This window comes from Enterococcus rivorum (genome assembly GCF_001742285.1).
Taxonomy (GTDB): Bacteria; Bacillota; Bacilli; order Lactobacillales; family Enterococcaceae; genus Enterococcus_L; species Enterococcus_L rivorum.
In genome coordinates, this window is the sequence record NZ_MIEK01000038.1 from 1 (window position 1) to 26,734 (window position 26,734).

The 26,734-nt window shown below is 35.5% G+C and carries 20 protein-coding genes and 1 other annotated feature; of the genes, 18 read left to right on the plus strand and 2 right to left on the minus strand.

Features of this window, described 5'->3' with window-relative positions:
* The first annotated feature begins 417 nt into the window (after positions 1-417).
* Positions 418-3,174 carry a MucBP domain-containing protein gene (locus tag BCR26_RS12530; protein WP_069699339.1) on the plus strand — a complete coding sequence of 919 codons (2,757 nt, stop codon included), beginning with the start codon at positions 418-420 and terminating at the stop codon, positions 3,172-3,174.
* A 419-nt stretch (positions 3,175-3,593) separates the two neighbouring features.
* Here BCR26_RS12530 and BCR26_RS12535 read toward each other — a convergent pair whose 3' ends face one another.
* Positions 3,594-5,297 carry a YfhO family protein gene (locus BCR26_RS12535; RefSeq protein ID WP_084387130.1) on the minus strand — a complete coding sequence of 568 codons (1,704 nt, stop codon included), beginning with the start codon at positions 5,295-5,297 and terminating at the stop codon, positions 3,594-3,596.
* A 237-nt stretch (positions 5,298-5,534) separates the two neighbouring features.
* Here BCR26_RS12535 and BCR26_RS12540 point away from each other — a divergent pair, with 237 nt between their 5' ends.
* From BCR26_RS12540 to BCR26_RS12585, 10 genes are all read left to right on the plus strand, one after another.
* A complete protein-coding gene (locus BCR26_RS12540; RefSeq protein ID WP_069699340.1) occupies positions 5,535-6,608 on the plus strand; it encodes a Gfo/Idh/MocA family protein in 1,074 nt (357 codons plus the stop codon).
* A gap of 24 nt (positions 6,609-6,632) precedes the next feature.
* Entirely contained in the window at positions 6,633-7,370 is a 738-nt protein-coding gene (locus tag BCR26_RS12545; protein ID WP_069699341.1) for a ThuA domain-containing protein, read from the plus strand.
* Entirely contained in the window at positions 7,367-8,335 is a 969-nt protein-coding gene (locus BCR26_RS12550) for a sugar phosphate isomerase/epimerase family protein (protein WP_069699342.1), read from the plus strand. The genes BCR26_RS12545 and BCR26_RS12550 overlap by 4 nt, the downstream gene beginning before the upstream one ends.
* 3 nt (positions 8,336-8,338) lie before the next feature.
* Positions 8,339-9,373, plus strand: coding sequence for a Gfo/Idh/MocA family protein (locus BCR26_RS12555; RefSeq protein ID WP_069699358.1), 1,035 nt, complete (start codon positions 8,339-8,341; stop codon positions 9,371-9,373).
* Between the two features lie 116 nt (positions 9,374-9,489).
* Complete coding sequence (locus BCR26_RS12560; RefSeq protein WP_084387131.1) at positions 9,490-11,340, plus strand: LTA synthase family protein; 1,851 nt, start codon at positions 9,490-9,492, stop codon at positions 11,338-11,340.
* Between the two features lie 7 nt (positions 11,341-11,347).
* The gene (locus tag BCR26_RS12565) at positions 11,348-12,100 is read left to right on the plus strand and encodes a tRNA 2-thiocytidine biosynthesis TtcA family protein (RefSeq protein ID WP_069699343.1); all 753 of its coding nucleotides are present in this window, start codon (positions 11,348-11,350) and stop codon (positions 12,098-12,100) included.
* Positions 12,101-12,498: 398 nt separating this feature from the next.
* On the plus strand, positions 12,499-15,216 hold the full coding sequence (locus BCR26_RS12570; protein WP_069699344.1) for a cation-translocating P-type ATPase: 2,718 nt from the start codon (positions 12,499-12,501) through the stop codon (positions 15,214-15,216).
* 125 nt (positions 15,217-15,341) lie between these two features.
* Positions 15,342-15,866 (plus strand): GNAT family N-acetyltransferase, encoded by a 525-nt coding sequence (locus BCR26_RS12575; protein ID WP_069699345.1) that lies wholly within the window; start codon positions 15,342-15,344, stop codon positions 15,864-15,866.
* A gap of 77 nt (positions 15,867-15,943) precedes the next feature.
* Positions 15,944-16,531, plus strand: coding sequence for an ATP-dependent Clp protease proteolytic subunit (locus tag BCR26_RS12580; protein ID WP_069699346.1), 588 nt, complete (start codon positions 15,944-15,946; stop codon positions 16,529-16,531).
* Positions 16,532-16,667: 136 nt separating this feature from the next.
* Positions 16,668-17,102 carry a hypothetical protein gene (locus tag BCR26_RS12585; protein WP_069699347.1) on the plus strand — a complete coding sequence of 145 codons (435 nt, stop codon included), beginning with the start codon at positions 16,668-16,670 and terminating at the stop codon, positions 17,100-17,102.
* Positions 17,103-17,473: 371 nt separating this feature from the next.
* Here BCR26_RS12585 and BCR26_RS18560 read toward each other — a convergent pair whose 3' ends face one another.
* On the minus strand, positions 17,474-17,635 hold the full coding sequence (locus BCR26_RS18560) for a hypothetical protein (RefSeq protein ID WP_169818889.1): 162 nt from the start codon (positions 17,633-17,635) through the stop codon (positions 17,474-17,476).
* Positions 17,636-17,865: 230 nt separating this feature from the next.
* Positions 17,866-18,117 (plus strand) — a binding site (T-box leader).
* A 162-nt stretch (positions 18,118-18,279) separates the two neighbouring features.
* Here BCR26_RS18560 and BCR26_RS12600 point away from each other — a divergent pair.
* The 7 genes from BCR26_RS12600 to BCR26_RS12630 all read left to right on the plus strand — a co-directional run bounded on the left by BCR26_RS12600 (position 18,280) and on the right by BCR26_RS12630 (position 26,504).
* On the plus strand, positions 18,280-19,560 hold the full coding sequence (locus BCR26_RS12600) for an O-acetylhomoserine aminocarboxypropyltransferase/cysteine synthase family protein (RefSeq protein ID WP_069699350.1): 1,281 nt from the start codon (positions 18,280-18,282) through the stop codon (positions 19,558-19,560).
* 1,225 nt (positions 19,561-20,785) lie between these two features.
* Positions 20,786-22,306: a 2-isopropylmalate synthase gene (locus BCR26_RS12605; protein ID WP_069699351.1), complete on the plus strand. Its 1,521-nt coding sequence runs from the start codon at positions 20,786-20,788 to the stop codon at positions 22,304-22,306.
* Between the two features lies 1 nt (position 22,307).
* Complete coding sequence (gene leuB / locus BCR26_RS12610; RefSeq protein ID WP_069699352.1) at positions 22,308-23,354, plus strand: 3-isopropylmalate dehydrogenase; 1,047 nt, start codon at positions 22,308-22,310, stop codon at positions 23,352-23,354.
* Entirely contained in the window at positions 23,351-24,055 is a 705-nt protein-coding gene (locus BCR26_RS12615) for a class I SAM-dependent methyltransferase (protein ID WP_069699353.1), read from the plus strand. The genes leuB and BCR26_RS12615 overlap by 4 nt, the downstream gene beginning before the upstream one ends.
* Positions 24,056-24,098: 43 nt before the next feature.
* Positions 24,099-25,475: a 3-isopropylmalate dehydratase large subunit gene (gene leuC, locus BCR26_RS12620; protein WP_069699354.1), complete on the plus strand. Its 1,377-nt coding sequence runs from the start codon at positions 24,099-24,101 to the stop codon at positions 25,473-25,475.
* Entirely contained in the window at positions 25,475-26,062 is a 588-nt protein-coding gene (gene leuD / locus BCR26_RS12625; RefSeq protein ID WP_069699355.1) for a 3-isopropylmalate dehydratase small subunit, read from the plus strand. Before leuC ends, leuD begins: the two co-directional genes overlap by 1 nt.
* 202 nt (positions 26,063-26,264) lie before the next feature.
* Complete coding sequence (locus BCR26_RS12630; protein ID WP_069699356.1) at positions 26,265-26,504, plus strand: hypothetical protein; 240 nt, start codon at positions 26,265-26,267, stop codon at positions 26,502-26,504.
* Positions 26,505-26,734: the final 230 nt, after the last annotated feature.

Here is a 26,734-nt window from a genome sequence, read left to right on the forward strand (position 1 = left end):
CATTTGTCTTCACTCCTTATAATTCTTTCGTCAGAACTATTTTGAGTGTAGCACAAATGACTTTTTTAGTTGTCTAGCTTAATTTTACTATCGGCGTTAAATAAAAATACAGTTCTGGGGAGTTGATTAATAGTTATTTTTGTTATTAATATAGTGAAAATTGGATTTTTCTAATATTTTGTAGAATTTAATGGATTATCCTGTCTTTTTCTGCTGAATAGCTCTTTTTTGTCTTTTTATATTCACTTTATATGCAAATAAAAGATATCTAAAAAAGGAAAAAGGCATTTATTTCGTTCTTGAATTGGTGTATCATGGTGTTAAGATAAAAAGAAGGTTAGAAAATAATTGTTTTTTTTATATGAACTTTCTTTTTTTTATATAGATATTATTTTTACATAAAAAGGATGAGGGAATATGAAGGGGAAATTGAAAACAATATCTATCGGATTGGTTGTATGTAACTTACTGTTACCGTTTAACATAGTTTTTGCTGACACAATCAGTGAAAGCGAAATGGCAAAAACAGGTAGTTCTATGGAAGAGACTACTAACACAATTTCTGACACTGTTGATACAACGAAAACAAGCGAAATTGAGTCTAGTGAAACAGCTACAACAGACACAATAAATAAAGAAGCAGAGCCTAATGGAACTACTGAGACGAACAAAGAAAACATTCAGCCAGCAGCTCAACAAATGGCTATTCAGGCGGCATCTACAACGATTGACACGGTTGCTGACTTACAAACCGCACTTAGCGGAGCTTCTGAAGGAGATACAATTACTTTAGGAGATAATTTTACAACCAATATCACTGCAACTATGACACTCACTGTTCCTAACGTTAATGTAACAATTGACGGAAATGGAAAAACGTTGACGACTTCTAACAATATTCGTTTGCTTACGATTGCTGGAAATGGCACGGGTTCGATCCGGTTAACAAATATAACACTTAGCGGAGCAAATGGCGGTTCAGGTGCAACGACTACTCAAACAGGAAAAGCAATTTTCGACAATGTAGTTTTTGACTCCTTTGCCACAGGTGGAGATGGTTCGGCGTTACATGTTGGCGGCAATCAAACTGAGATTGTTAACTCTACTTTTTCTAATAATATCAATTCTGCAACTGGATACTCTGGTGGAGCGATTGCAGGAAAAGGATTTAATGGTCAATTAACAGTCAAAAACAGTAAATTTATAAATAATGAAAATAAAGCATTAGGATCTGTCGTTGGCGGTGAGGGCGGCGCAATGTTTTTCTACAATCCAAGTGCAAATGCAAAATTTTTGATAGAAAACTGCTACTTTGAAGGCAACAAGGCTGTTGAAAATGCTACAGGCAGTGCTGCTAAATTGGCAGATGGTGGTGCAATTACCTTTTTCAATATTGTTCAAGGGGTTCAGATTGATATTAATGGTTCCACCTTTTATAAAAATATTGCTGGTGATGATGGAGGTGCTATACTAATTCAGACGAATAGTAACATCTCTAGCGGAGTAACACTTTATAATAACACTTTTTATCAAAATCTAGCTCAAGGAGCAGATGCCTCTGCAAATAGTGGTGGAGCAATTCAAATTTATGCAAATGGCAGTCCTACCCAAGGGAACAAAGCGTTGATAGACTACGTAAATAATACGTTTTACGACAATGAAGCGACCTATCGTGGAGGGGCAATTGGAAGTTCAGGCTATTTAACAAACTTATCTGCAGGAAGATATCAAAATAATCTGTTTGTAGGGAACCGTTCAAACGGAGCAGGTTATAACAATATTGCTGATAGCTCAGTTGCTGGTTCTGGTGATTTAGGTGGTAATATCGGTTTTGATAATGGAAAAGCATCAACTGTTACTGTCGCAGATGTTTTCGGAGTGTACCCAGTGAGTCTAATTCCTAACTCTAGTGGGATTTCTGCTGGAGCAACTTCGGATAATACGATCATTCCAACCTTACCAATTGCCCCAGAAAAAGCAGCCAATCAAAAAGGAACGATTTCAAATTATACGGTTGACCAAAGAGGATATTCAAGATCAGCAGACTTGACAGATATTGGTGCAACGGAAATCTTTTGGATTAAATATGATAGCAACGGTGGAACTTTTTCAATGAATGAACTTTCTGCATATGATGGAACCGTTTATTATGAAGGAACAGAACCGACTGCTTACTATCAAGTAAGTTATGATGGAGCGCAAGAAATTGTTCCAAGTGGTGTTGACAATCTTAAAGCTCATAAAGAAAATAGTACATTTTTGGGGTGGTCAACAGATGCAGCTGCAACGCAACCTGATGTCAATTATTCTGCAGGTACAAGCTTAAATATCCTTGCATCAAATATAACCTTATATGCTGTTTGGGCTGTTCAGGCTGCTGATGTAACGGTTCATTATCTTGATGAAGCAGGTAAAACAATTGCAGATGACGTTGTTTTAAGTGGAAATGTTGGCGATACGTATACCTCCTCTCAAAAAGTAATCGCTGGTTATACTTTTAAAGAAGTTCAGGGAGCTGCGACTGGAACATTCACAGACACAGCGCAAGAAGTAACCTATGTTTATACAAAAGATGTTCCTAAAGAAGGCAAAGTAATCGTTCACTATGTTGATGAATCAGGCAAAGAATTAGCCAAAGATGTCACTTTAACAGGAACCGTAGGAACTGATTATAAAGCAGACCAAAAAGCAATTGCTGGTTATACCTTTAAAGAGTTTAAAGGTCAAGCAACAGGCAAATACGAAGAAACAGTCCAAGAAGTAACTTATGTCTACACAAAAGATATTGTCAAAGAAGGCAAAGTAATCGTTCACTATGTTGATGAATCAGGCAAAGAATTAGCCAAAGATGTCACTTTAACAGGAACTGTAGGAACTGATTACCAAGCAGACCAAAAAGCAATCGCTGGTTATACCTTTAAAGAGCTTAAAGGTCAAGTAACAGGTAAGTATACAGAAGCAACGCAAGAAATAACCTATGTCTACACTAAAAATGACGATACAAAACCATCTAATTCAGATGATACTAAAAAATTACCAAATACCTATAATAATAGAACAGGAAATAGATTGCCTCGGACAGGTGAAAAACAATCTCTTTGGTTAACAATAGGCGGAGGACTTCTTCTACTTTTAGGAGCTAGTTACTTGTTGAAACGTAAAAAAAGCCAATAAATCCATTTACTAAAAGGAACTCAAGGAATCATTAGGAGAAAAAAGGCTAACTTCAAAGTGATTTCAAAAGAAAAATTATTCAGAAAAAGTTAAGATAAAACGACAATAGTTTTATCTTAACTTTTTTATTGACTTGAAGTGCACTCCAAGTGTTAGGATGAGAAGCAGAATGGAATAAAGAAATATATTTCTTAGATAATTTTTGAGGTGAAGAAAGTGTGCGGGGGAATTATTTATATTAAAGAAGAACTTTTAACTGAGAGAAAAACGAGGTTGTGACAGAAGTGGTTAGCTCCGAGAAATAAACCGAATAATCCGAAAATAGCTTTTCATATTTTTGAGATTATTCGGCTTATTTCCGAGAGAGTTGCTTCTGGAACACCGTTTATTCGGTTTTAGTGGTTTGGGGCATACTAATGTCACAGTCCCGTTTGTTGATTAGAAGTAAGCTTTCTCTTTTTCTTAAGATAAAGCCAGACAATTGTTAGTAGTAATGTGATAAATGACAACCAGAACGTTCCGACTTGCAAAGGAGTTTTTTTATATTTTAACGTAACTTCATTCAATCCAGGCTCAATCTTAATACTAGCTAAGCCTTTATTTGCTTTTACAGGAACAAGCTTTCCATTAACTGTCGCTTGATACCCATAATACATTAGTCTAGGGAAAAGAAGGGTTCCTTCTTCAGGATTAGTAGTTCTGAAGGTTAGATTTGTATCATTCTCGGTAAATGTTTGAATTTTAGTCGTTCCACGAGAGTCAATCAGTAAAGGGGCTCTATTTTTTTCCTCTGCATAAACATTGTAATCTGTATTCTTGATTAGATATTCTCGCCCTCCACCAATAGCTTTCTTCTGAAACTCAGTGAAATTTTCATCTGTCACCTTCGTCACATTGTTTTTTTCGAAATTGTATAAGGCATTAAAATTGAAACTAAGAGTTAAACCGATAATCAAAGCAAAGATTAACACAATTGCTTTTAAATCTAGCTTACTTCGACTTGTTAGCCAATAAGTTCCTAAAATAGAGCAGAAAAACGTAACGAATAGCAAAATTCGCCAAGGAAATTGCATGTAGCCAAAAAAACTATCTTTAAAAGGAAACCAAGGGAATAAATTCGTACTTAAAATTGAATCTATCACGGCAATAATCGTAATGAACTGCATTTTTTTTGGCAAAATTGGATACTTAACGATTGAAACAAGCAAGACAATCAGCAAGAAAATCCCTATATTAGGCTTTAGGTTAGACCAAACACCAGCGTTTGAGCCAAGTGAATTTAAGAAAAAATCACTCATACTGTATTCAAGACCAATCGCCCAAATAACTTTCTTAGAAAAATTAAATGATAGATGAAAACTTTGTTCTAGAATAGGTAGAATAGCCCAGGCACTTAAAAGGCAAGTGAAACAGGTTGCTTTCGCAAGTGAAACGAAGCGTTCTTTTGAAAATTGTCGTGTAATCAAACAATAAATTAAGAGACCTAGAACAAACCAAAAAACCATAAAAGCTGAAATCATGTGGCTAAGCAAAAGGAGTGTCATCCCGAAAGCTAATAAATACCACTTCTTCTGATTATTAAAAAAAACTTCATAAACGCCCCAAATGACTAACGGCAAGAAACAAAATGCTAAGGTCTCTCCAAGTGCTCCTCGAATAAATAAATCTATCAACCTATATGTAGCGGTGGTATAAATAGAGGCAAAAATAATTGAAGGAACGATCTGCTTTGAAAAGGCGCGATAAAAGAAATAACTAAAAAGAAAAGTAAGACAGTTAATTAAAATTAGAAAAAAGAAATAAGCGGTCACGTGGCTTAATCCAACGATTCTAAATAGAGCATAGGGAAGCAATAGAATAGAAGGATAAAAAAGATCCGCTAAATATCCATAACCGTTCGCCATTTCAGGAAATAGTTTAGGAAATAAATCACCTTGGGTTACAGCTTTATAATAGCTATCTAGCCTGGCAGAATGAAAAAGAAAATCATCTTGATTAAAAATAAATCCCTTCCCAAAAAAAGGATAAAGTGCTAAAACGGCAATACCATACATGATAACAATAATTAAATATTGATTTTTTCTAAAAAAGTGCTCAATTGCTTGAGGAGTCAGTTTATTCATATAAGCTCCTTCGTTTCGTTTATTTATTCTTAGAAAGAATACTCTCTCATTTTATAGCATAATTGCTAATAGAATACAATGGAAAGAAAGAGTGTTTTTTTAAATAAAAAGGCAATATCCGGGAATTTTTTGTTTGGAAAGAGGGAAGAAAGAAATAGCTATTTTTTGTATAGTTAAGTCATAAAGAAATGAAAACGATTTACTTTTAGAAGGACAGACCTATAGGAGGATTTTTTAATGACATTAAAAGTAGGAATTATTGGTTGTGGCGGGATTGCAAAAGGGAAACATCTCCCAGCACTTGTTGAGGTAAAAGAAGTAGAGTTAGTTGCTTTTTGTGATTTACTCATTGAACGAGCAGAAGAGGCAAAAGAAAAATTTGGTTCAGAAACAGCAGGAATCTATACGGATTATAAGGAAATGTTAAAAAATCAAGATTTAGATGTGGTTCATGTTTGTACACCGAACAATTCTCATGCGGAATTATCCATTGCAGCGATGGAAGCTGACTGTCATGTAATGTGTGAAAAACCAATGGCAAAAACATCAGCAGAAGCGAAACAAATGATTGAAGCGTCAGAAAAAACAGGAAAGAAACTGACCATTGGCTACCAAAATCGTTTTAGAACAGATTCTAATTATCTACATCAAATTTGTGAAGAAGGTCAATTAGGAGAAATCTATTTTGGAAAGGCTCATGCCATCCGCCGTCGTGCAGTGCCAACTTGGGGGGTCTTTTTAGATGAAGAAGCTCAGGGAGGCGGTCCATTAATCGATATTGGGACTCATGCGTTAGATTTAACGCTATGGATGATGAATAATTATAAACCTAAATACGCGGTTGGGAAAGCCTATCATAAATTAGCAGAGACAAAAGATGCGGCAAATGCTTGGGGATCATGGGATCCAGAAAAATTTACTGTAGAAGATTCAGCTTTTGGTTTTATTATGATGGAGAATGGTGCAACGATTTTCTTAGAGTCTAGCTGGGCATTAAATAGCCTAGATGTGAAGGAAGCAAAAACTAGTTTGTGTGGAACCAAGGGTGGTGCAGATATGAACGACGGCTTGCGAATCAACGGAGAAGATCATAGCCTACTTTTTGAGAAGAAAATTGAATTAGAGACAGGTGGAGTAGATTTTTACGATGGTGCTGGAGACAAACCAGAAGTGTTAGAAGCCCAATCTTGGATTGACGCTATTCTAAACGATACTGAACCAGTGGTAAAACCAGAACAAGCGATGGTGGTAACGGAAATTTTAGAAGCAATTTACAAGTCTTCGGAAACAGGGCAACCAGTTTTCTTTTAATTAAAAACGGAATGAGGAAAAGTGATGATTCATGTGACTGTATGGAATGAGTTTAGACATGAGAAAATAGATTCAAAAGCCAAAGAGGTTTATCCAGAAGGGATTCATCAACAAATTGCTACTTTTCTAGAAGAAGATAATTTTACTGTTCAGACGGCAACCTTAGATGAAATAGAGCATGGTTTAACACTAGAAGTTCTTGAAAACACGGATGTATTGGTTTGGTGGGGACATATTGCCCATCAAGAAGTAACAGATGACATTGTTAAGCGTGTACACCAAAGAGTATTAGAAGGAATGGGCTTAGTCGTTTTACATTCAGCTCACATGTCAAAAATTTTCATGAAATTGATGGGAACTTCCTGCGATTTAAAATGGCGAGAAGCAGAAGAGAATTGCCGTATTTGGAATGTTAACCCTAGTCATCCAATTGTTGAAGGAATTGGAGAGTACATTGAGCTGGAAAAAGAAGAAATGTATGGAGAACATTTTGATATTCCAGCACCAGATGAACTCATATTTATTAGCTGGTATCCAGGAGGAGAAGTTTTTAGAAGTGGCTGTACGTATCGAAGAGGGAACGGGAAAATCTTCTATTTTCAACCTGGACATGAAACATATCCTTCTTTTTATAATGAAGGAGTACAAAAAGTAATTAGAAATGGGATTCGTTGGTGTAAACCAACTCAAAATAGTTATCCAGTCTATGGTCATCATGAACCACTAGAAACAATCAGTGAATTAGGAGGAAGACAACAATGAAATTAGGTGTATTTACCCCTTTATTTAATCAATTAAGTTTTGAAGAAATGATTGATAAAGTCGCAAAATCTGGTTTAGAAGCCGTTGAAATTGGCACAGGTGGCTCTCCAGGTAATGCTCACTTAGATATTGATAAATTATTAGCAAACACTGAGGAAAGAAAAGAATACTTAGCGAAGTTAGCAGATAAAGGCTTGTCAATCAGTGCTTTAAGCTGTCACAATAATCCCATTTCGCCAGTAAAAGAAACTGCACAAGAGGCAGATGAATTGTTACGAAAAACAATTAAATTAGCTTCATTAATGAATGTTCCAGTTGTGAATGGTTTTTCCGGTATATCAGGAGGAAATCTGACAGATACTCAAGTGAACTGGCCAGTACTCCCTTGGCCAACAGAATACGACGATAACTATAATTATCAATGGGAACAAAAACTGATTCCTTATTGGCAAGGAATTAATACTGTTGCAGAAGATGCAGGAATAAAAATTGGGATTGAGCTTCATGGTGGCTTTCTATGTCATACCCCCTATACCATGCTTAAACTAAGAGAAGCAACAGGAGATGCTATTGGTTGTAATCTTGATCCTAGTCATTTGTGGTGGCAAGGCATTGATCCAGTTGCTGCAATCAAGATCTTAGGGGAAGCCAATGCTATCCATCACTTCCATGCAAAGGATACTTATCTGGATCAAGACAATATTAATATGCATGGTTTAACAGACATGCAACCCTATAGTAAAGTCAAAACAAGAGCGTGGACTTTCCGCTCTGTCGGGTGTGGTCATGACTTGAAAACGTGGTCGGATATTATCAGTGCTTTAAGAATTTATGGCTATGATTACGTTCTTAGTATTGAGCATGAAGATCCGATTATGTCCGTTGATGAGGGATTAAATCGAGCAATTGTCAATTTGAAAAGTATTATGATTAAAGATCAGCCAACAGAAATGTGGTGGACGTAAATGATGCCAGCCATTAATTTTGCTGTAATTGGGTATGGAGGAATGGGTTCTTACCATGTTCAAACGATTATGGCTAAGGAAAAGCTACAAATCAATGTTGTTGGCACTTATGATATTTCCGAAGAACGACAAGAGGTGTCCAAGCAGCAGGGCTATAAAGTCTATCAATCATTGGAAGAAGTATTAACCGATGATTCAATTGAAGCAGTTCTTATTGCAACGCCTAATGATTCTCATAAAGAGTTAGCGATTCGTGCGTTGTGTGCAGGAAAACATGTTGTGTGTGAAAAGCCAGTTACAATGACAGTTGCAGAATTAGATGAAGTGTTAGTAGTAGCAAAAGAGACTGGAAATGTCTTCATGGTTCATCAAAATCGACGCTGGGATCCAGACTTTTTAATAGCAAAAGAGCTGTATAAAAAAGGTCAAATCGGTGACATCTTTCAAATTGAGTCAAGAGTGCAAGGTGCTAACGGTATCCCAGGAGATTGGCGCCATGAGAAATCACATGGTGGTGGGATGCTGCTAGATTGGGGCGTTCATTTATTAGATCAATTACTTTTCTTAGTGGATAGCCCAATCAAAAACGTATCTGCTGATTTAAGTTTTATTTTGGGAGATGAAGTAGATGACGGATTTATTTCCTATATTACTTTTGAAAATGGTTTAAAAGCTCTAATTGAAGTAGGGACAACGAATTATATTAAATTGCCCCGTTGGTATATTAAAGGAACAGAAGGCACAGCGGTCATTCATGACTGGGATTTGATTGGTGAAATGGTTGTAGAATCTGACAAAAAAAATATCCAAGCACCAAAGCCAATCCAAGCTGGAGTAGGATTAACAAAAACAATGGCTCCACCTTCTGAAGAGGCTACAGACAAGTTAGCGTTGCCGCTAGCACCAGTAGAACCCAATTCCTTTTACCAAAATTTTTATCAAGTGGTTCGAGAAAAAGCAGAACCTATCGTCAAAAATGAAGAAGTACGAGCGGTCATGATTTTAATTGAAGAGATATTTAAAAAACATAAAAAATAGATATATTTGAAAAGTATGAGTAAAGTTCTCAAATGATTCTTGAGAACTTTACTTTTTTTACCAGTAAGTCTAAAATACATAGAGTACAATTCTATGTAAGCTTGAAAAGGGGATTTATGGTGAATTTATTTAAAAAAATGAAGCAAGGGTTACAGAATAAAAAAGTACAATACCTATTAATCACTTTGGGGATTATTGTTTTGACAATTGCAAGCAATTTATATTTACAGTGGTCCCAAAATGGGTACGAAATTGATTTGGTTTGGAAATTTGCCTTTTCATGGCATACTGAAAAGTTTTTTTTAGGCTGTTTTATTCTTTTAGTTTTCTTATTGTTCCTATGTTGTTTAGCAGGTTCTATTATGACAGGAAGCTTAATGTATGCAGTTACAATTGTTGTTTTGGGTTTTGCAGATTATCAAAAACTATTTTACCGAGCAGAGCCTGTTTATCCAGATGACTTAAAAATGATCACAGAATTAGGCTTAATGAGAGAAATGATTGGAGATGTCCCTTTTTTCCTAATTTTGATTATTACTGTTGTTGCAATTGCTTTTTTTTGTTGGGGAATTTATAAAAGTCTCTTTCTACCAAAGAAAGTCCAAATGATTCGTGTAACAGGATTAATTCTTACAGTTGGTTTATTAAGTTACATTAGTAACTTTAACAGTCCAAATAATTTATTTCGCAAAGAGTTCGATAAGACAGCGAGTTGGATTCCTTATAGTCAACAAATGAATTATTATAATAATGGGTTTATTGGTGGTTTTCTTTACAATTTGAAAGTAGATCCAATGGCGAAGCCTAAAAATTATTCAAAAGAGAAAATAGCAGAAATTACAAAGAAGTACATAGTAAAAAGTCAAGGGAATCAAACCGTGACTAGTGAAAAGCCAAATATTATTTTTATCATGAGTGAAAGTTTTTCTAATCCACAAAATTTAAATGGAGTAAAAGCAGATAAAAATCCATTAGCTAATTATTATGATGTTGCAGACAAAACCTATAGTGGAAAAATGCTCTCTCAAAATTATGGTGGTGGCACAGCAAATATAGAATTTGAAGCTTTAACAAGTTTTTCAATGGAATTATTCAATCCGCAAATGACAACACCCTACACTATGTTGGTACCAAAAATGAAAGAAATACCATCGATTGTGTCATTACTTAAAGAGCAAGACTACCAAGCCACAGCGATTCATCCATACAATACAAGTATGTATAAGCGGAAAGATGTTTATAACAAGCTGGGGTTTGACCGTTTTATTGATGAAACGACAATAAAATATACCTCTAGAACGGAATACAATCCCTATATATCAGATAAATCAGCCTATCAAGAAGTATTAGATCGACTAGAAAATGAATCGAACCCGCAGTTTGTACATTTAGTAACCATGCAAACTCATATGCCCTATTCTGGTAAGTATGTGAATTTAGATTATTCTTCAACAAGTAAAGGGAACAAAGCTTCAATCGACAATTTCATGCAAGATGTATTCTATAGTAGTAAAGCATTAAAAGAGTTTACAGAAGTATTGAAAAAAGTAAATCGTCGAACCTTGGTCGTTTTCTGGGGCGATCATTTACCAGGTATTTATTCAGATGAAATTAAGAAAGATAATGAAGAAGTAAGTATGCATGAAACAGAATTTTTAATATTCGATAATCAAGGGAAGCTAGAGGGTCAAAATAAGCATGATAACATAACAAGTCCTTTCTACTTTGCCCCTACTCTATTTAAAAAAAGTGGGCTACAAACAACAGGTTTTTATCAATTATTATCCGAATTAAGCACGCAAGTTCCAGCGTTTGAAAAAGGATTTTATTATAAAGACAATCAGTGGTCTAAAGACTTGAAGCTAAACAAAAAACAAGAAGAATTGTACGAAGAATATCGTATGATTCAATATGATATCGTTGCAGGAGAAAAATATAGTCTGAAGACAAATTTCTTTAAGGAGTAAGCCGCCAATGAGCTTTAAGAAAAAAGACAATCAAACTTACTATAATCCAATTCGTCGAGCTGTTTTAAACCATCAAATGATTCAACCAGGAGATAAAGTTGCGATCGGTATGAGTGGGGGAAAAGATAGCACCAGTCTACTGTATTTTTTAGATATGATTAGGAAACAAAAACGATTAGGCTATGATTTTGACATCGTACCGATTACGTTGGATATGGCTTTTGATGTAGATATTGCTCCGATGAAGCGATTTGTGGAAGAGTTGGGTTATTCATTGGAAATCGTGCCGACAAATATTGCTAAAGTGGTCTTTGATATTCGAGAAGAACGCTCACCTTGTTCGCTATGCGCCAAGCTAAGAAGAGGTATCTTGTATAAAAAGGCCAAAGAATTAGGCTGTAACAAAGTCGCCTTAGGCCATCATCTTGATGACGCTATTGAAACGTATTTTATGAACTTTCTATTCCATGGACAAATGGCTAGTTTTGAACCTATCAGCTACTTAACAAAAACAGAGATTACCTTGATTCGACCAATGCTTTATCTGGAAGAAAAAGAGATTATTCGCTTTGTTGAAAGAGAAGAACTACCGGTAATTTTTAACCCCTGTCCAGTAGATAAGAAAACGAAGCGGGAAGAAGTCAAGCAACTAGTCAGCCAGCTTTCTAGAACATATCCAGATATCAGAGAAAAATTTATCATGGGAATAGAACAAGGAACGGAAGCAAACTTTTGGACAAAATCAAAACAAAATTTGTAATAACTATGGCTGAAGCAAAAGAGAGCATCCTTTTGTTTCAGTTTTTTATTAAAGGGGATTAAATAACGAGAGGCATTTCAGCTAGGGTTTTAGAAACTTTTCTGAAAAAGGGAAATTTCAATTGAAAAACACTAAAAGAACAGTTATAATTATATTCAGCAATTATTATAGATGTTTGATGCATCATCATTCATCAAAATAATTTTTTCATGAGGGAGTAACTGACGGCGAAAGCTGAGGCAACATCACCAAATCCGAAAGAAATTTCTGGTGTTGTCTTAAACGGTGAGACTTATGTATGTTCTATTTAGCATACACAGGTCTATTTTTTTATCTTTATTATGGTTTTTCAGGTAAAATAGACGTGAGGTAGCTGTAAATTTAAGAGGAGGAAGAAAATGCCAGAAGAGAAAAAGGTACAATTATCTGAAGCGTTCTATACGCAAGATGAAGCAGCTGTGTTAAAAAAATTTGAGTCTAGTGAAGAGGGGTTATCTAGTCAGGAAGCAAAAACAAGATTAGATAGCTATGGAGAAAACGCATTAGATGCAGGGAAGAAAAAATCATTAGCTATGAAGTTTTTAGAGCAATTTAAAGACTTTATGATTATTGTATTACTTGCAGCCGCTGTGATTTCAGCCGTTTTTTCTCATGATGTTGTAGACTCTATTATCATTTTACTAGTTGTCGTTTTAAATGCTATTTTTGGTGTGATTCAAGAAGCAAAAGCAGAACAAGCAATTGAAGCGTTGAAAGAAATGTCATCGCCAAATGCGAATGTTCGTCGTGATGGTCATGTAATTACAGTAAAAAGTAATGAACTTGTTCCAGGGGATATCGTTATGTTAGAAGCAGGCGATGTAGTTCCAGCGGATTTACGTTTACTTGAAGCTGCAAGTTTGAAAATTGAAGAAGCCGCATTAACTGGTGAATCGGTTCCAGTTGAAAAAGAATTAGGGACTTTAGAAGGAACACCAGAAGATATTGGGATTGGTGATCGCTTAAACATGGCGTATTCTAACAGTAACGTAACCTATGGACGTGGTCTAGGTGTTGTAGTCGGTACTGGAATGAATACCGAAGTTGGGAAAATTGCTGGTATGCTGGCAAATGAGCAAGAAACAGAAACACCGTTGAAACAAAACTTGAATCAACTAGGTAAAATGCTGACAATTGCTATTTTAGTAATTGCAGCAGTGATGTTTGTTGTAGGTTTAATGAATGGTAGAACATGGTTAGACATGTTATTAACTTCTATCTCGCTTGCAGTAGCAGCGATTCCAGAAGGATTACCTGCCATTGTAACAATTATTTTAGCTTTAGGTACACAAAAAATGGCGAAGAAAAATGCAATTGTCCGCAAATTGCCAGCTGTAGAAACACTTGGAAGTACCGATATTATTTGTTCTGATAAAACAGGAACACTAACGTTAAATCAAATGACAGTTGAAGCCTTGTATACAGATAATATTGTGGCACCAGCGACTGCAGAAGTAGCATTGGACAATATGGCATTAAAAATTATGAACTTTACCAATGATACAAAAATTGCACAAGATGGCACTTTGATTGGTGATCCAACTGAAACAGCGTTAGTCCAATTTGGTTTAGACCACGCTTTCAACGTAACGGAAAAAGTTGCGGCTGAGCCACGTGTAGCTGAAATTCCTTTTGATTCAGATCGTAAATTAATGACAACGGTTCACCAATTGACAACAGGAAAGTATCTAGTGTCCGTTAAAGGTGCACCAGATGAGTTATTGAAACGTTGTAACCAACAACTACTAAATAATGAAGCAGTTTCTTTAGATGATGCAGGTCGCAAAGACATTTTAACGAATAATACGAAAATGGCGAAGCAAGCATTACGTGTGCTAGGAATGGCTTATAAACTTGTAGACGCAGTTCCAGCTGAAATGGATTCAGCTAGTGTTGAGAAAGACCTGATTTTTGCAGGCTTAGTTGGAATGATTGACCCAGAACGTAAAGAAGCAGCAGAAGCGGTAAAAGTTGCGAAAGAAGCGGGAATTCGTCCAATCATGATTACAGGAGATCATAGAGATACTGCAGAAGCGATTGCCGCTCGTCTAGGGATTATTAAAGAAGGCGACGACGATGCTGTTATCACTGGAGCAGAACTAAATGAATTATCAGATGAAGCTTTTGCAAAAGTAGTAGGGAACTATTCTGTTTATGCTCGTGTTTCTCCAGAACATAAAGTACGTATCGTTAAAGCTTGGCAGCAAGAAGGAAAAGTTGTTGCTATGACTGGTGACGGTGTAAATGATGCACCAGCATTAAAAGCAGCAGATATTGGTATTGGAATGGGGATTACTGGAACGGAAGTATCAAAAGGTGCTTCTGACATGGTTTTAGCGGATGACAATTTCTCAACAATAATTGTTGCTGTAGAAGAAGGGCGTAAAGTCTTCTCAAACATCCAAAAAACGATTCAATATTTACTTTCTGCAAACCTTGGCGAAGTTTTAACGTTGTTTATTGCTACAATGTTGGCTTGGGACACCTTGCTACCAGTTCATTTATTATGGATTAACTTAGTAACAGACACATTCCCAGCAATTGCTTTAGGGGTGGAACCGGCAGAACGTGATGTAATGAGTCATAAACCTCGTGGGAAGAAATCAAACTTCTTCTCTGGTGGTGTTTTAAGTAGTGTTATTTATCAAGGGATTACCCAAGGTGCGTTGACATTAATTGTTTACAAAATGGCAATCGAATTTCCAGCCCATACAGCAGCAAACATGCCTGAATTAACTAGCAAAGCTTTAGTTGATCTACAACATGGCGATGCATTGACAATGGCTTTTGCAACTTTGGGATTAATTCAACTCTTCCATGCCTTTAACGTTAAATCTATTTACCAATCAATCTTCAAAGTTGGATTCTTTAGAAACAAATCTTTCAACTGGGCTATCTTAGTTTCGTTCTTGTTATTAGCAGCAACGATTTTAGTTCCTGGATTTAATGACTTGTTTAGCGTGACAAGTTTAGATGGCTATCAATGGGCAATTGTTGGAGGAACTTCCTTCATGATTATCCCAATTGTTGAAATTGTTAAATTTATTCAACGAAGTGCAGGAAAAGGAAAAGAATAATTTAATGTAGATTAAGACCGAAAACATCTTTGATCACGTTAATTTGATTTTTATGTGTGTGGAATGAAACTCCTCGTGGGGTTTTGTTCTACACCTTTTTAACTTTCAGAAGGAGTGAGAAGAAAATGAAAGAAATTTTGCAAACGAACCGTTTGATTTTATGTGAGTGGAGTGAAAATGATTCTTCTAACCTGAGTCTTTTTCTTCAGGATCCTGAAGTTATGTATGCTTATGAACATGGATTTTCAAAGGAAGAAGTCAAAGCATGGTTAGAATGGACATTAGATTCATACAAAAAAAACGGTTATGGTTTGTGGGCGATAATAAGCAAAGAAACTAATGAAGTTGTTGGCGAATGTGGCTTGACAAATCAAGTGATTGATCAAGTGACTTATTGTGAAATAGGCTATCATTTAAGAAAAGAATTTTGGCATCAAGGATATGCAATTGAAGCAGCGGCTGCGGTGAAAAATTACGCATTTAAAAGTTTAGGAAAAGAAGAAGTGGTTTCCATTGTTCGAGATACCAATGTTCCTTCAATGAATGTTGCAATTCGAAATCAAATGACTATTAAAAAAAGAGTCATAAAAAATTATCGAGGGATAGCAATGCCCCATTATATTTTTTCAGTGAAAAGACCGATAGGTTAAACTTTTTGTTCATGAAAGTTGTTAGTTCCTGTGGATTACGGTATTATTATACTTGTAGTGGATAAGGAGGAAAAAAGATGAATATCCTAGATGAGAATGAAGAAATGGAAACATCAGCACAACCCAATATGTTTATGAAAAAATTGTTCGAAGAACGGACCATTTTAATTTATGGTGAAATTAATCAAGATTTAGCCAGAGAAGTTTCTTCTCAGTTATTGTTATTAGCGGCTATGAGTGATGAACCTATCAAGATTTTTATAAATAGCCAAGGGGGGCATGTTGAAGCCGGCGATACGATTCATGATATGATTCAATTTGTAAAACCAAAAGTTATTGTGATTGGAACAGGATGGGTTGCAAGTGCAGGGATTACTATCTATTTAGCGGCAGATCCTAAAAATAGATATAGTTTGCCAAATACGCGTTATATGATTCATCAGCCAGCTGGTGGTGTTCAAGGTCAAGGGACAGAAATCCAAATTGAAGCAAAAGAAATTGTGCGGATGCGTGAACGTATTAATCGCCTAATTGCTGAAGCCACAGGTCAAACTTACGAACGAGTAGCAAAAGATACCGATCGTAATTACTGGATGACGGTAGATGAAGCAAAAGAATATGGCATGGTTGCTAAAATTATAAAAAACAGCAGCGAGTTAAAATAGAAAATTCAATAAAGAAGGCAGAGGCCATTTTTTGGACTCTGTTTTTTTGAAAGTAGCAAAATAAATTTTTCTTGTCAGAAAGCAGTCAAAAAGTGTAAAATGAAATTGTCAAGATAAATGAAAAGAGGGAAACGAAGTGAAACCAAATTTAGGCTACTATGTTCAAGCAATAAATGATATTGTCAAAGAGACTGAAGAAGTCGGCGAAAAAATGCATGAACATTATGAAGAAATTAGAACAGCGATTGATAAAAATAAAACAAGTGAAGTCTCGCCAGAGAGATTAGCTGAAATCCAAGAGATATTTAGAAAAGGAACTCATGAATACCAATTAATGCTTGAAAAAGTAACGAAGTTACGTCCTCCGGCACAAGTGATGGGGATTCACAAAAAATTTGAGCGTTCTTACATTGAGTATTTAGCTGGATGTAATGAAATGGTTTTATCATTAGATCCTGAAAAAGGGATTGATGCTGATCTTTTTAATACCTCAGAAGAAAAACAAGACAAAGCAACGGACGATTTATCTTTTGCAATTACAAGAATGAGTAATTTATTGTTGAAGAGATAAAAATAGAGAAAAAAGTGAAATATCTCATTTTTTTCATGTTATTTTTATTGGACAAATAAAAAGGAGTGTTGTATTATATATTCATAACAACAACAACCTTTTTATTTTTCATTTTACTCTTTTGAGTAAATACTCCTTTTCCATCGGCTATTTTAGCCGATGGTTTTTTTATTTCATTAAAAATAACTAGTAACTAACAGTAAGACACTACATTTTTTTATAAATAGAACCTGTTATTATTTGTTTTTTATTTCTGAGAGAAATTCGGGAAATGTTTTTTATAGAGCAGGCAAAAATTAGTTCCTATCAAGTTGGGCTAGTTATAAAAGAAAAACTGGAATGAATATTCATTCCAGCTAGATGCATAAAGTTTAGTGTTCTACGTTACGTACATACTCATCAAAATAATTAACTAAATCTGCCTTAATCTTTTGATACTCTTCTTCAGAATAGTTTTTTTCCTCAATTTTTCCATTAAAAAATGGAAGCTTTAATTCTTCTCGTAAGCGATCCAATACTTCGCTTTGATTCATCTCTGCACCTTCTTTTTTCATTATCACTTCTAATTATAGAACATTAAACAGATTCGTCAACTGTGATACTTCTGTAATTGATTAGAAATTTTATCATAAAGCGCTTTTTTTAAATTGGAATTTGTATTTAGAGAACGTTACCATCTAACATGTAGAGAAAGGAATTCTAATGAAAAGATAAAAAATAGTTGACAAAAAAATGAGAATGTTCTAATATTGATTTTAATAAATCAAACTCAATGAAAAGAAGAGTACATAATTAGACATTTTGCTGAAAAACTTAACTTCAGAAGTAAGAGAGCTTTCGTTTGGTGGAAGAAAGTAATGGCTAATTTTGGAAGATGGTCTTGGAGAGGAAATGGCACAAAAGTGTCCTTTACGGCAGCTACCGTTATTAAAGCGCCAAATTGCAAGAAGACTTAAGATTTGGATTAAGATGGATTTTCCTAAAAAAAGGTGGTACCGCGATAATCGCCCTTTACGAGCATATACTTTGTATGCTCGTAAAGGGCTTTTTTTATTTATTAAAAATAATTACAGAAGTGGAGTGGTCATTATGCAAGAAGCGGATATGTGTCTTTTTAAAACAATCAGTGAAAAAAAGAATGTAACAACAAAAAATAATAGAAAGTGGGAAAAGGATAATGACAGAAAAACACTATCAATTTGAAACGATTCAAATTCACGGAGGACATACACCAGATAAAGAGACTAATTCAAGAGCCGTTCCTATTTATCAAACCACTTCATACACATTTGATGATACCAAAGATGCAGCTGAAAAATTTGCATTATCAAAAGCTGGAAATATTTATACCCGAATCACTAATCCAACGACTGCGGTTTTAGAAGATCGTTTAAATGAATTAGAAGGTGGCGTTGGCGCTGTAGCAGTAGCCTCTGGTTCAGCAGCGATTACGTATGCAATTCAAAATATTGCCAGTGCAGGTGATAATATTGTTTCGGCGTCAACTTTATATGGTGGTACTTTCAATCTTTTTGCCCATACGTTACCAGAATTTGGCATTACCACAACTTTTGTTGATCCCGATAACATTCTTGCCTTTGAAGAAGCCATCAATGATAAAACCAAAGCAATTTTTGTTGAAACAATCGGAAATCCTATCACCAATGTAGCTGATTTAGCAGCGATTGCCGGTGTTGCTCATAAGCATGATATTCCGTTGATTGTGGACAATACTTTTGCAACAGCGTACTTAAATCGTCCCTTTGATTTTGGTGCCGATATTGTTGTTTATTCTGCAACAAAATTTATTGGTGGTCATGGTGTTGCACTGGGTGGTGTGATTATTGATTCTGGTAAATTTAATTGGTCAAATGGTAAATTTCCCAAATTAGTAAATCCAGATCCAAGCTATCATGGGTTATCGTATACAAACGATGTAGGCGCAGCAGCTTATATTACTCGATTACGTGTTTCTCTGTTAAGAGATACTGGTGCCGCAATTTCTCCTTTTAACAGCTTTTTACTGATTCTAGGATTAGAAACACTTTCTTTACGACTAGAACGTCATGTAGCAAATGCTCAAAAAGTAGCAGAATATTTACAAAACCATCCCAAAGTCGACTGGGTAAATTATCCAGGTTTACCAAATAATAAATATCATGAACTAGCTAAATACTATTTGCCAAAAGGGGTAGGCTCAATTTTTACTTTTGGGGTTAAAGGTGGAGCTGAAGCTGGGAAAGAACTAATTAACCATGTAGAATTATTTTCGTTATTAGCGAATGTAGGAGATGCCAAATCGTTGATTATTCATCCAGCTTCAACAACTCATTCTCAATTAAGTGAGGAAGAATTGAAAGCATCAGGAACTTCGCCAGAATTAATTCGTCTGTCGATTGGCATTGAAAATGTTGATGATATCTTAAATGATTTAGACCAAGCGCTAGAAAATATCTAGAATGGTGAAGGCAAAAAAACACTTGAGTTAAACTATTGTAAATGCGAAAAGCTATTGTATAGGATTTCAAAAGCGTCATAATAAAGTTATCACTCTTAGTGTTGAAAAAAGGTACGAATCCTAAGTGTACATAAAAACTCTAGGAGATTCGCACTAAAACACGAGAGTGAGACAGCAGTCGTTTTGGGCGAAAAATTTTCGAAGACCCAGACTTTTGACTACCGTTGATTCCAATTTAGAGGATGAAACAAAACTGATTTTTAGTTTTGTCCCATCCTCGTTGTTTCTTATTTAAAAGTTTATTTTTGGAGGGGAAATGTCAGAAAAGAATAAATTTGACTAAAAAACACTTTTTCACAATTTAGCTCTATCTATAGCTAGTGGATTAAGCTATCGAAAAATCATCAATAGTTGCATGAATTGATAGCTAGCTCCATCTAAAGTGAAATATGAAGCAAAAAAAGAGAAATAGGGTAACTAAAATATGGAAGGAATAAAAAATGCACCCATTTGAAAACCAAGATGTGGCAACTATTTTTAACAACTATCCAACAGAAGTTAGCGAGCCATTGCTGAAAATGAGAGTGCTTATTTTTGAAAACGCTAAATAATATCTACCAACGAAGTCCTCTCTGAATCGCTCAAGTAGAATCAGCCGAGTCACGCGATAAATGGTGTTTCTCCTATTAGAATAGATCGATTTGGTGAGGATAAGGTGGCTTTATTTTTTCACTGCCAGACTACTTTAATAGAAAACTATAAAGGAATGTTCCCTGACATTTTTGACTTCTCTAATAATCGAGCGATTGTTCTAGATCCTAAGACTCAACTGCCAGTGAAGGAACTTTCTTTTTGCATACAAATGGCGCTAACCTATCACAAAAAATAAAATATTCTTGTTTTAAATGACAATAAGATTAAAAAAAAGGAATAAAACAGTTGACTTTAGCTGTGATTTTCTGTATTGTAACCTTATAAGTTTGAATTGTTTAAAAATTCTGACAATAAAGGATGTTGATTGCTATGACAAACCAAAACTTTACAACTACATTCTTATTATTACCGTAAGGGCTCATCACACTGATTTTTTCGTTCAGTCGTTGAGAGTCCTGTTTTCGCATTGCATGAGCGGGATTTTACAGCATCCCATAATCATGGGATGCTTTTTTAATTCAAAATAAGTAAGTAAACAAGCAACAATAAAAAACGGAGGAGGCAATAAGCGATGCGTAAGATTCAATTTTTTGATACTACTCTACGAGATGGAGAACAAACACCGGGTGTAAATTTTAATACAAAAGAAAAGGTACAAATTGCTAGACAATTAGAGAAATGGGGGATAGATGCTATTGAAGCTGGTTTTCCAATAGCTTCGGTTGGTGATTTTGAAGCCGTTCAAGAAATTGCAAGAAGTGTTAAACGAATGACAGTTGTGGGATTAGCCCGTTGCCAAACAGCAGATATTGATCGAGCGTACGAGGCATTAAAAGAAGCTGCTCATCCTCAAATACATGTTTTTCTTGCAACAAGTCCTGTTCACATGGAGTTTAAGTTGAAAATGACACCAGATGAAGTGATTGCTTCCATAAAAAAACATGTTAGTTATGCAAGGACAAAATTTGAAAAAGTTCAATTTTCACCAGAAGATGCATCAAGAACAGAAAGAAGCTTCCTATTAAAAGCCGTTCAAACAGCAATAGATGCGGGAGCAACAATTATTAATGTCCCGGATACAGTTGGCTATTCTAATCCTACAGAATATGGTGGTATTTTTAAGTATCTGATTGAAAATATCGAAAGTAAAGAAGAAATTATTTTTTCTTCTCATTGTCACGATGATTTAGGAATGGCAACGGCTAATGCTCTTGCTGCAGTAGAAAATGGTGCCGGTCGTGTTGAGGGAACAGTTAATGGGATAGGAGAGCGTGCAGGCAACACAGCTTTGGAAGAAGTTGCTTTGGCGCTTTACATTCGAAAGGATTTGTACCAGGCAGAAAGTAACATCGTGTTAAATGAAACGAAGCGAATGAGCGACTTGGTCAGTCGTCTTTCAGGTGTTGCTATTCCAAGAAATAAAGCAATTATTGGTGCTAATGCCTATGCTCATGAATCTGGTATTCATCAAGATGGTGTTCTAAAAAACCCAGATACTTATGAAATTATTACACCTTCCCTTGTAGGAGTTAATACAAACTCATTGCCTTTAGGCAAACTTTCTGGGAGACACGCTTTTGCAACAAAAATGGACTCTCTTGGTTACCAGTTAGCAGAGGAAGAGTTGAAAGATGCTTTCAAACGGTTTAAATCTCTAGCAGATAAGAAAAAACAAGTAACAGAAGAAGACTTAATTGCGTTAATGGTCGGTCAATCACAAGAAACAGAAGGAGCATACAGTTTAGAACGGGTACAACTTCAATATGTTTCTGATGGTTCGCAAGGCGCGATTGTCTCTATTAAAACAGGTGAGGAAGAAAGTAAAACAGAATCGGCAATTGGCTCGGGAAGTATTCAAGCGATTTACAATTCTATTGACAAACTATTAAATCAACAACCAGAACTAAAAGAATATTATATTAAAGCTATTACTGGTGGAGAAGATGCGCAAGCAGAAGTTCATGTCACGATTGAAGAACCAAAAACAGGTAAACAATTTAATGGAATTGGGATTGATTTTGATGTCCTGCAAGCTTCTGCCAAAGCGTATGTAAAAGCTAGTGAACTATTTCAAAAAGAAGTGAGGAAATAAGATGAAAAAAAAAATTGTAGCGTTGCCTGGTGATGGTATCGGCGCAGAAATTATGGATAGTGGACTAAAAATTTTAAATGAAATGATAGTAAAGGAAAATCTAGATTTTGCAATTGAAAAGTGTCATTTTGGTGGTGCTGGGATTGATAATGAAGGAGATCCATTACCAGAAAAAACATTGGAAGCTTGTGCAAAAGCAGATGCAATTTTACTAGGAGCTATCGGTGGTCCAAAGTGGGATAATGCTCCTAAACGACCAGAACAAGGTTTACTGGCTTTGAGAAAAGCTTTAGGTTTGTTTGCAAATATTCGACCAATTTCAGTCCCTGATGCAGTCGTTCATTTGTCACCTTTGAAAGAAGAAAATGTTCGCGGAGTAGATTTTGTAGTGGTTCGTGAATTAACTGGTGGGATTTATTTTGGAGAAAAAGAACTGGGAGAAAATGCAGCTTCAGACCTATGTTCCTATTCAAAAATAGAAATTCAGCGAATCATTCGGAAAGCATTTGAAATTGCAAGAACACGAAAGAAAAAAGTAACCTCTGTAGATAAAGCGAATGTTCTTTCTACAAGTAAATTATGGCGTAAGACAGCTGAAGAAGTTGCAAAAGAATTTCCTGATTGTCAATTAGAGCATCAATTGGTGGATTCAGCAGCGATGGTTATGATTCAAAAACCAAAAGAGTTTGATGTCATCGTAACAGAAAACTTATTTGGGGATATACTTAGTGATGAAGCCTCAGTGATTCCTGGCTCACTTGGGTTGATGCCGAGTGCTAGTCATAGCGAAAAAGGTCCATCACTTTATGAACCCATTCATGGATCAGCACCAGATATTGCCAATCAGAACATCGCAAATCCGATGTCGATGATCCTCTCTGTTGCGATGATGCTTAGACAATCCTTTGGCTTAGAAGATGCAGCTAAAAAAATTGAACTTGCCTGTAATTGTGTGATGGATAAAGGGATTTTAACCAAAGATTTAGGAGGCACAGCTAGTACGAGTGATTTTACAGATGCTGTTTTAGAGACCTTGAAATCACAATGAAAGCAGGTGAAGGGGTCGTGAAACGAGAAAAACAGATCCATCAACATTTTGAAAAAGAAGCGAAAGAGTTTGACGATATTATTCAACAGCTGATTCCAAACTACAACCAAATGATTGAAGCTGCAGTAGGAAGTATTCCTTTTTCAAAAGAACAGCCTATTTCAGTAATTGACTTGGGTTGTGGAACTGGAACAGTCGCTCAAGCAGTCAAAAATAAATATCCAAACGCAACCATCACTTGTGTAGACCTCAGTAACAATATGTTGAAACTAGCGAATCAAAAACTAGGTGGCCATGCGATATGTATTGAAAGTGACTTTGAAACGCTTGATTTTATTGAAAGTTATGATGTTGTAATTTCTTCACTAGCGTTGCATCATTTAGAAGATTTAAAAACTAGAGGAGAATTTTATCCTAAACTATATCAAGCCATTAATAAGGATGGTGTATTTATTAACATTGATATTTTTTTAGCCTCTAATCCAATTTTACAAAAAACGTATATAGAAAAATGGGTTGATTTCATGAAACAACAAATTAGTTTGGAAGAAATCAATAACCGGTGGTTAGTAAATCATTATGACGAAGATCGCCCTGTTCCACTAATGGACGAATTGAATTTGTTAACAGAGATTGGCTTTATAGGGATTGATGTGGTTTATAAATATTACAATTTTGGCGTGTATATTGGACAAAAGTAAAAGAATAATAGCAAAAAAATAAAAAAATGGACGTGAAGAAAATATGGCAAAAACATTGTTTGATAAACTTTGGGAAAAACATGTAGTCTATGGAAAAGAAGGTGAACCACAATTAATATATGTGGATCTTCATCTAATTCATGAAGTAACATCACCTCAAGCTTTTGAAGGCTTACGGGAAGCGGGACGAAAAGTTAGACGACCAGATCGAACTTTTGCAACGATGGATCACAACGTTCCGACGAAAGATATTTTTAACATAACTGATTTAGTTGCAAAAAAACAAATTGAAGCTCTAGAAAAAAATTGTGAAGAGTTTGGAGTAACGTTGTGTGAAAATGGGAGTGAGCGCCAAGGAATCGTTCATATGGTTGGACCTGAAACTGGTTTAACTCAACCGGGAAAAGTAATTGTTTGTGGTGATTCTCATACGGCTACACATGGGGCATTCGGTGCAATAGCTTTTGGAATTGGCACGAGCGAAGTAGAGCATGTTTTTGCAACCCAATGTATTTGGCAGAGAAAACCAAAAACGATGGGGGTCAAAATTACTGGGAAATTGGCTAAAGGTGTTTATGCAAAAGATATCATTTTGGCTTTGATTGCTAAATATGGCGTAGACTTTGGCGTAGGCCATGCAGTAGAATTTTATGGAGAAACCATTGAAAATTTAACGATGGAAGAAAGAATGACTATTTGTAACATGGCCATCGAAGGTGGAGCTAAAATGGGTATGATCGCTCCAGATGAAAAAACATTTGAGTATGTTCGTGGTCGTGAATACGCACCAAAAGATATTGAATCAGCCATTGCTGATTGGAAAACATTACCAAGTGATCCAGATGCAATTTATGAAGCAAATCTAGAGTTAAGTGCGGATGAGTTAGTACCTTTTGTTACTTGGGGAACCAATCCAGAAATGGGGATACCGGTGACAGGGACGTTCCCAGAGATTAAAGATATGAACGATGAACGGGCATACAAATATATGGATTTAAAACCAGGAGATCGTCCTTCTGACATAGAGGTTGGTTATGTATTTATTGGTTCTTGTACGAATGGAAGAATCTCAGATTTAGAGGAAGCTGTTAGTATTGTTAAAGGGAAAAAAGTTAAGGAGGGCGTAACTGCGATTGTTGTACCAGGTTCGCGTCCAGTTAGAAAAGCTGCTGAAAAAATTGGGCTGGATAAGATATTTATAGAAGCAGGCTTTGAATGGCGTGAGCCAGGGTGTTCTATGTGTTTAGGTATGAATCCAGACCAAGTACCAGCAGGAGTTCATTGTGCCTCAACCTCTAATCGTAATTTTGAAGGTCGCCAAGGAAAAGGGGCTAGAACTCATCTGTGTAGCCCGGCTATGGCTGCAGCTGCAGCGTTAAATGGTACATTTATTGATATTAGAGAGGAGTTGGGGGCATAATGGAGGCATTTACACAGCATACAGGTAGAACAGTACCATTAATGAATGATAATATTGATACCGATCAAATCATTCCAAAATCATTTTTGAAAAGAATTGAAAAAACAGGTTTTGGAGAATTTCTTTTTGATGAATGGCGCTATATGCCAGATCGCACCCTGAATTCAGAATTTAACTTGAATAAACCAAAGTACCAAGGAGCAAGCATTTTGATCTCAGGCGATAATTTTGGTTCAGGTTCTTCTCGAGAACATGCTGCTTGGGCACTAACAGACTTTGGTTTCCGTTCAGTCATTGCTGGCAGTTTTAGCGATATCTTTTATATGAATGCGACTAAAAATGGCTTATTACCAATCGTTTTGAAAAAAGCAGAACTAAATGAATTAGCAGGCTTAAATTCAGAAGAAGCAATTACTATTGATTTACCAAATCAAAAAGTTATTGCATCAACTGGAACCTACAGTTTTGAAATTGATAGTACTTGGAAACATAAACTAGTGAATGGTTTAGATGATATTGATATTAGTCTAAGTCATGAAGCAGAAATAACGAAATATGAAGAACAAATGCCAAGCTACTGGCGGTAAAAAAAGACAAGAAATGCGAAAATTAAGCATTTCTTGTCTTTTTATAGTGTGGAGAAAAAGATAAAATAGGACTTTTAGCTAGAAAAGTTTAGAACTTGTATTCGTTTAAAGTTTGATATAATTAAATAGAAGTAAGTATTCAATTAAAAATTAGACTTATTTTATTTCTAAGAAATAAAGGAAGAAAGGTGTACACTTATTTATGATTTTAGGAGTAATAATAGTAGCCATTATGTGTGGATTAGGTTATCGACAATATTATTTAGGAACGAAGAATGTATCAGATGTATCTGGGCTGATTATTCCCTTATGTTACTTAGGGTTTCGAATGACGACAAGTCTGATGGCAAAAAGTAATTTTTTTGATGATATTTTAGCTGGACTAGTTATTTCCTCAATTTATTATATGGTTTTTAAATTTGGAAAGAAAAAAATTTCATAACCCTAAATAGAATCAATTTGTAGTCAGTTTTTGATTGAGACCCCAAAAACTTAAAAGTAGTGAAAAAGGCAATCAATTGATAGTCTTTTTAGTTTGTCTTTCGATGTATGTTCATTCACAATTTTTTTTACAATTTGATTTGTCAAATTAAGCTGGACAAATGCTTATCATTTACGTAACTCAAAAATACCTCTAATGGTGTCTGATACTTTAATGATTTTCTTGGTATA

Bases quoted from the DNA above. Each gene is read 5' to 3' on its own strand.
- BCR26_RS12530 (WP_069699339.1), top strand. From the start codon at position 418: ATGAAGGGGAAATTGAAAACAATATCTATCGGATTGGTTGTATGTAAC.
- BCR26_RS12535 (WP_084387130.1), bottom strand. From the start codon at position 5,297: ATGAATAAACTGACTCCTCAAGCAATTGAGCACTTTTTTAGAAAAAAT.
- BCR26_RS12540 (WP_069699340.1), top strand. From the start codon at position 5,535: ATGACATTAAAAGTAGGAATTATTGGTTGTGGCGGGATTGCAAAAGGG.
- BCR26_RS12545 (WP_069699341.1), top strand. From the start codon at position 6,633: ATGATTCATGTGACTGTATGGAATGAGTTTAGACATGAGAAAATAGAT.
- BCR26_RS12550 (WP_069699342.1), top strand. From the start codon at position 7,367: ATGAAATTAGGTGTATTTACCCCTTTATTTAATCAATTAAGTTTTGAA.
- BCR26_RS12555 (WP_069699358.1), top strand. From the start codon at position 8,339: ATGCCAGCCATTAATTTTGCTGTAATTGGGTATGGAGGAATGGGTTCT.
- BCR26_RS12560 (WP_084387131.1), top strand. From the start codon at position 9,490: ATGGTGAATTTATTTAAAAAAATGAAGCAAGGGTTACAGAATAAAAAA.
- BCR26_RS12565 (WP_069699343.1), top strand. From the start codon at position 11,348: ATGAGCTTTAAGAAAAAAGACAATCAAACTTACTATAATCCAATTCGT.
- BCR26_RS12570 (WP_069699344.1), top strand. From the start codon at position 12,499: ATGCCAGAAGAGAAAAAGGTACAATTATCTGAAGCGTTCTATACGCAA.
- BCR26_RS12575 (WP_069699345.1), top strand. From the start codon at position 15,342: ATGAAAGAAATTTTGCAAACGAACCGTTTGATTTTATGTGAGTGGAGT.
- BCR26_RS12580 (WP_069699346.1), top strand. From the start codon at position 15,944: ATGAATATCCTAGATGAGAATGAAGAAATGGAAACATCAGCACAACCC.
- BCR26_RS18560 (WP_169818889.1), bottom strand. From the start codon at position 17,635: ATGAATCAAAGCGAAGTATTGGATCGCTTACGAGAAGAATTAAAGCTT.
- BCR26_RS12600 (WP_069699350.1), top strand. From the start codon at position 18,280: ATGACAGAAAAACACTATCAATTTGAAACGATTCAAATTCACGGAGGA.
- BCR26_RS12605 (WP_069699351.1), top strand. From the start codon at position 20,786: ATGCGTAAGATTCAATTTTTTGATACTACTCTACGAGATGGAGAACAA.
- leuB (WP_069699352.1), top strand. From the start codon at position 22,308: ATGAAAAAAAAAATTGTAGCGTTGCCTGGTGATGGTATCGGCGCAGAA.
- BCR26_RS12615 (WP_069699353.1), top strand. From the start codon at position 23,351: ATGAAAGCAGGTGAAGGGGTCGTGAAACGAGAAAAACAGATCCATCAA.
- leuC (WP_069699354.1), top strand. From the start codon at position 24,099: ATGGCAAAAACATTGTTTGATAAACTTTGGGAAAAACATGTAGTCTAT.
- leuD (WP_069699355.1), top strand. From the start codon at position 25,475: ATGGAGGCATTTACACAGCATACAGGTAGAACAGTACCATTAATGAAT.
- BCR26_RS12630 (WP_069699356.1), top strand. From the start codon at position 26,265: ATGATTTTAGGAGTAATAATAGTAGCCATTATGTGTGGATTAGGTTAT.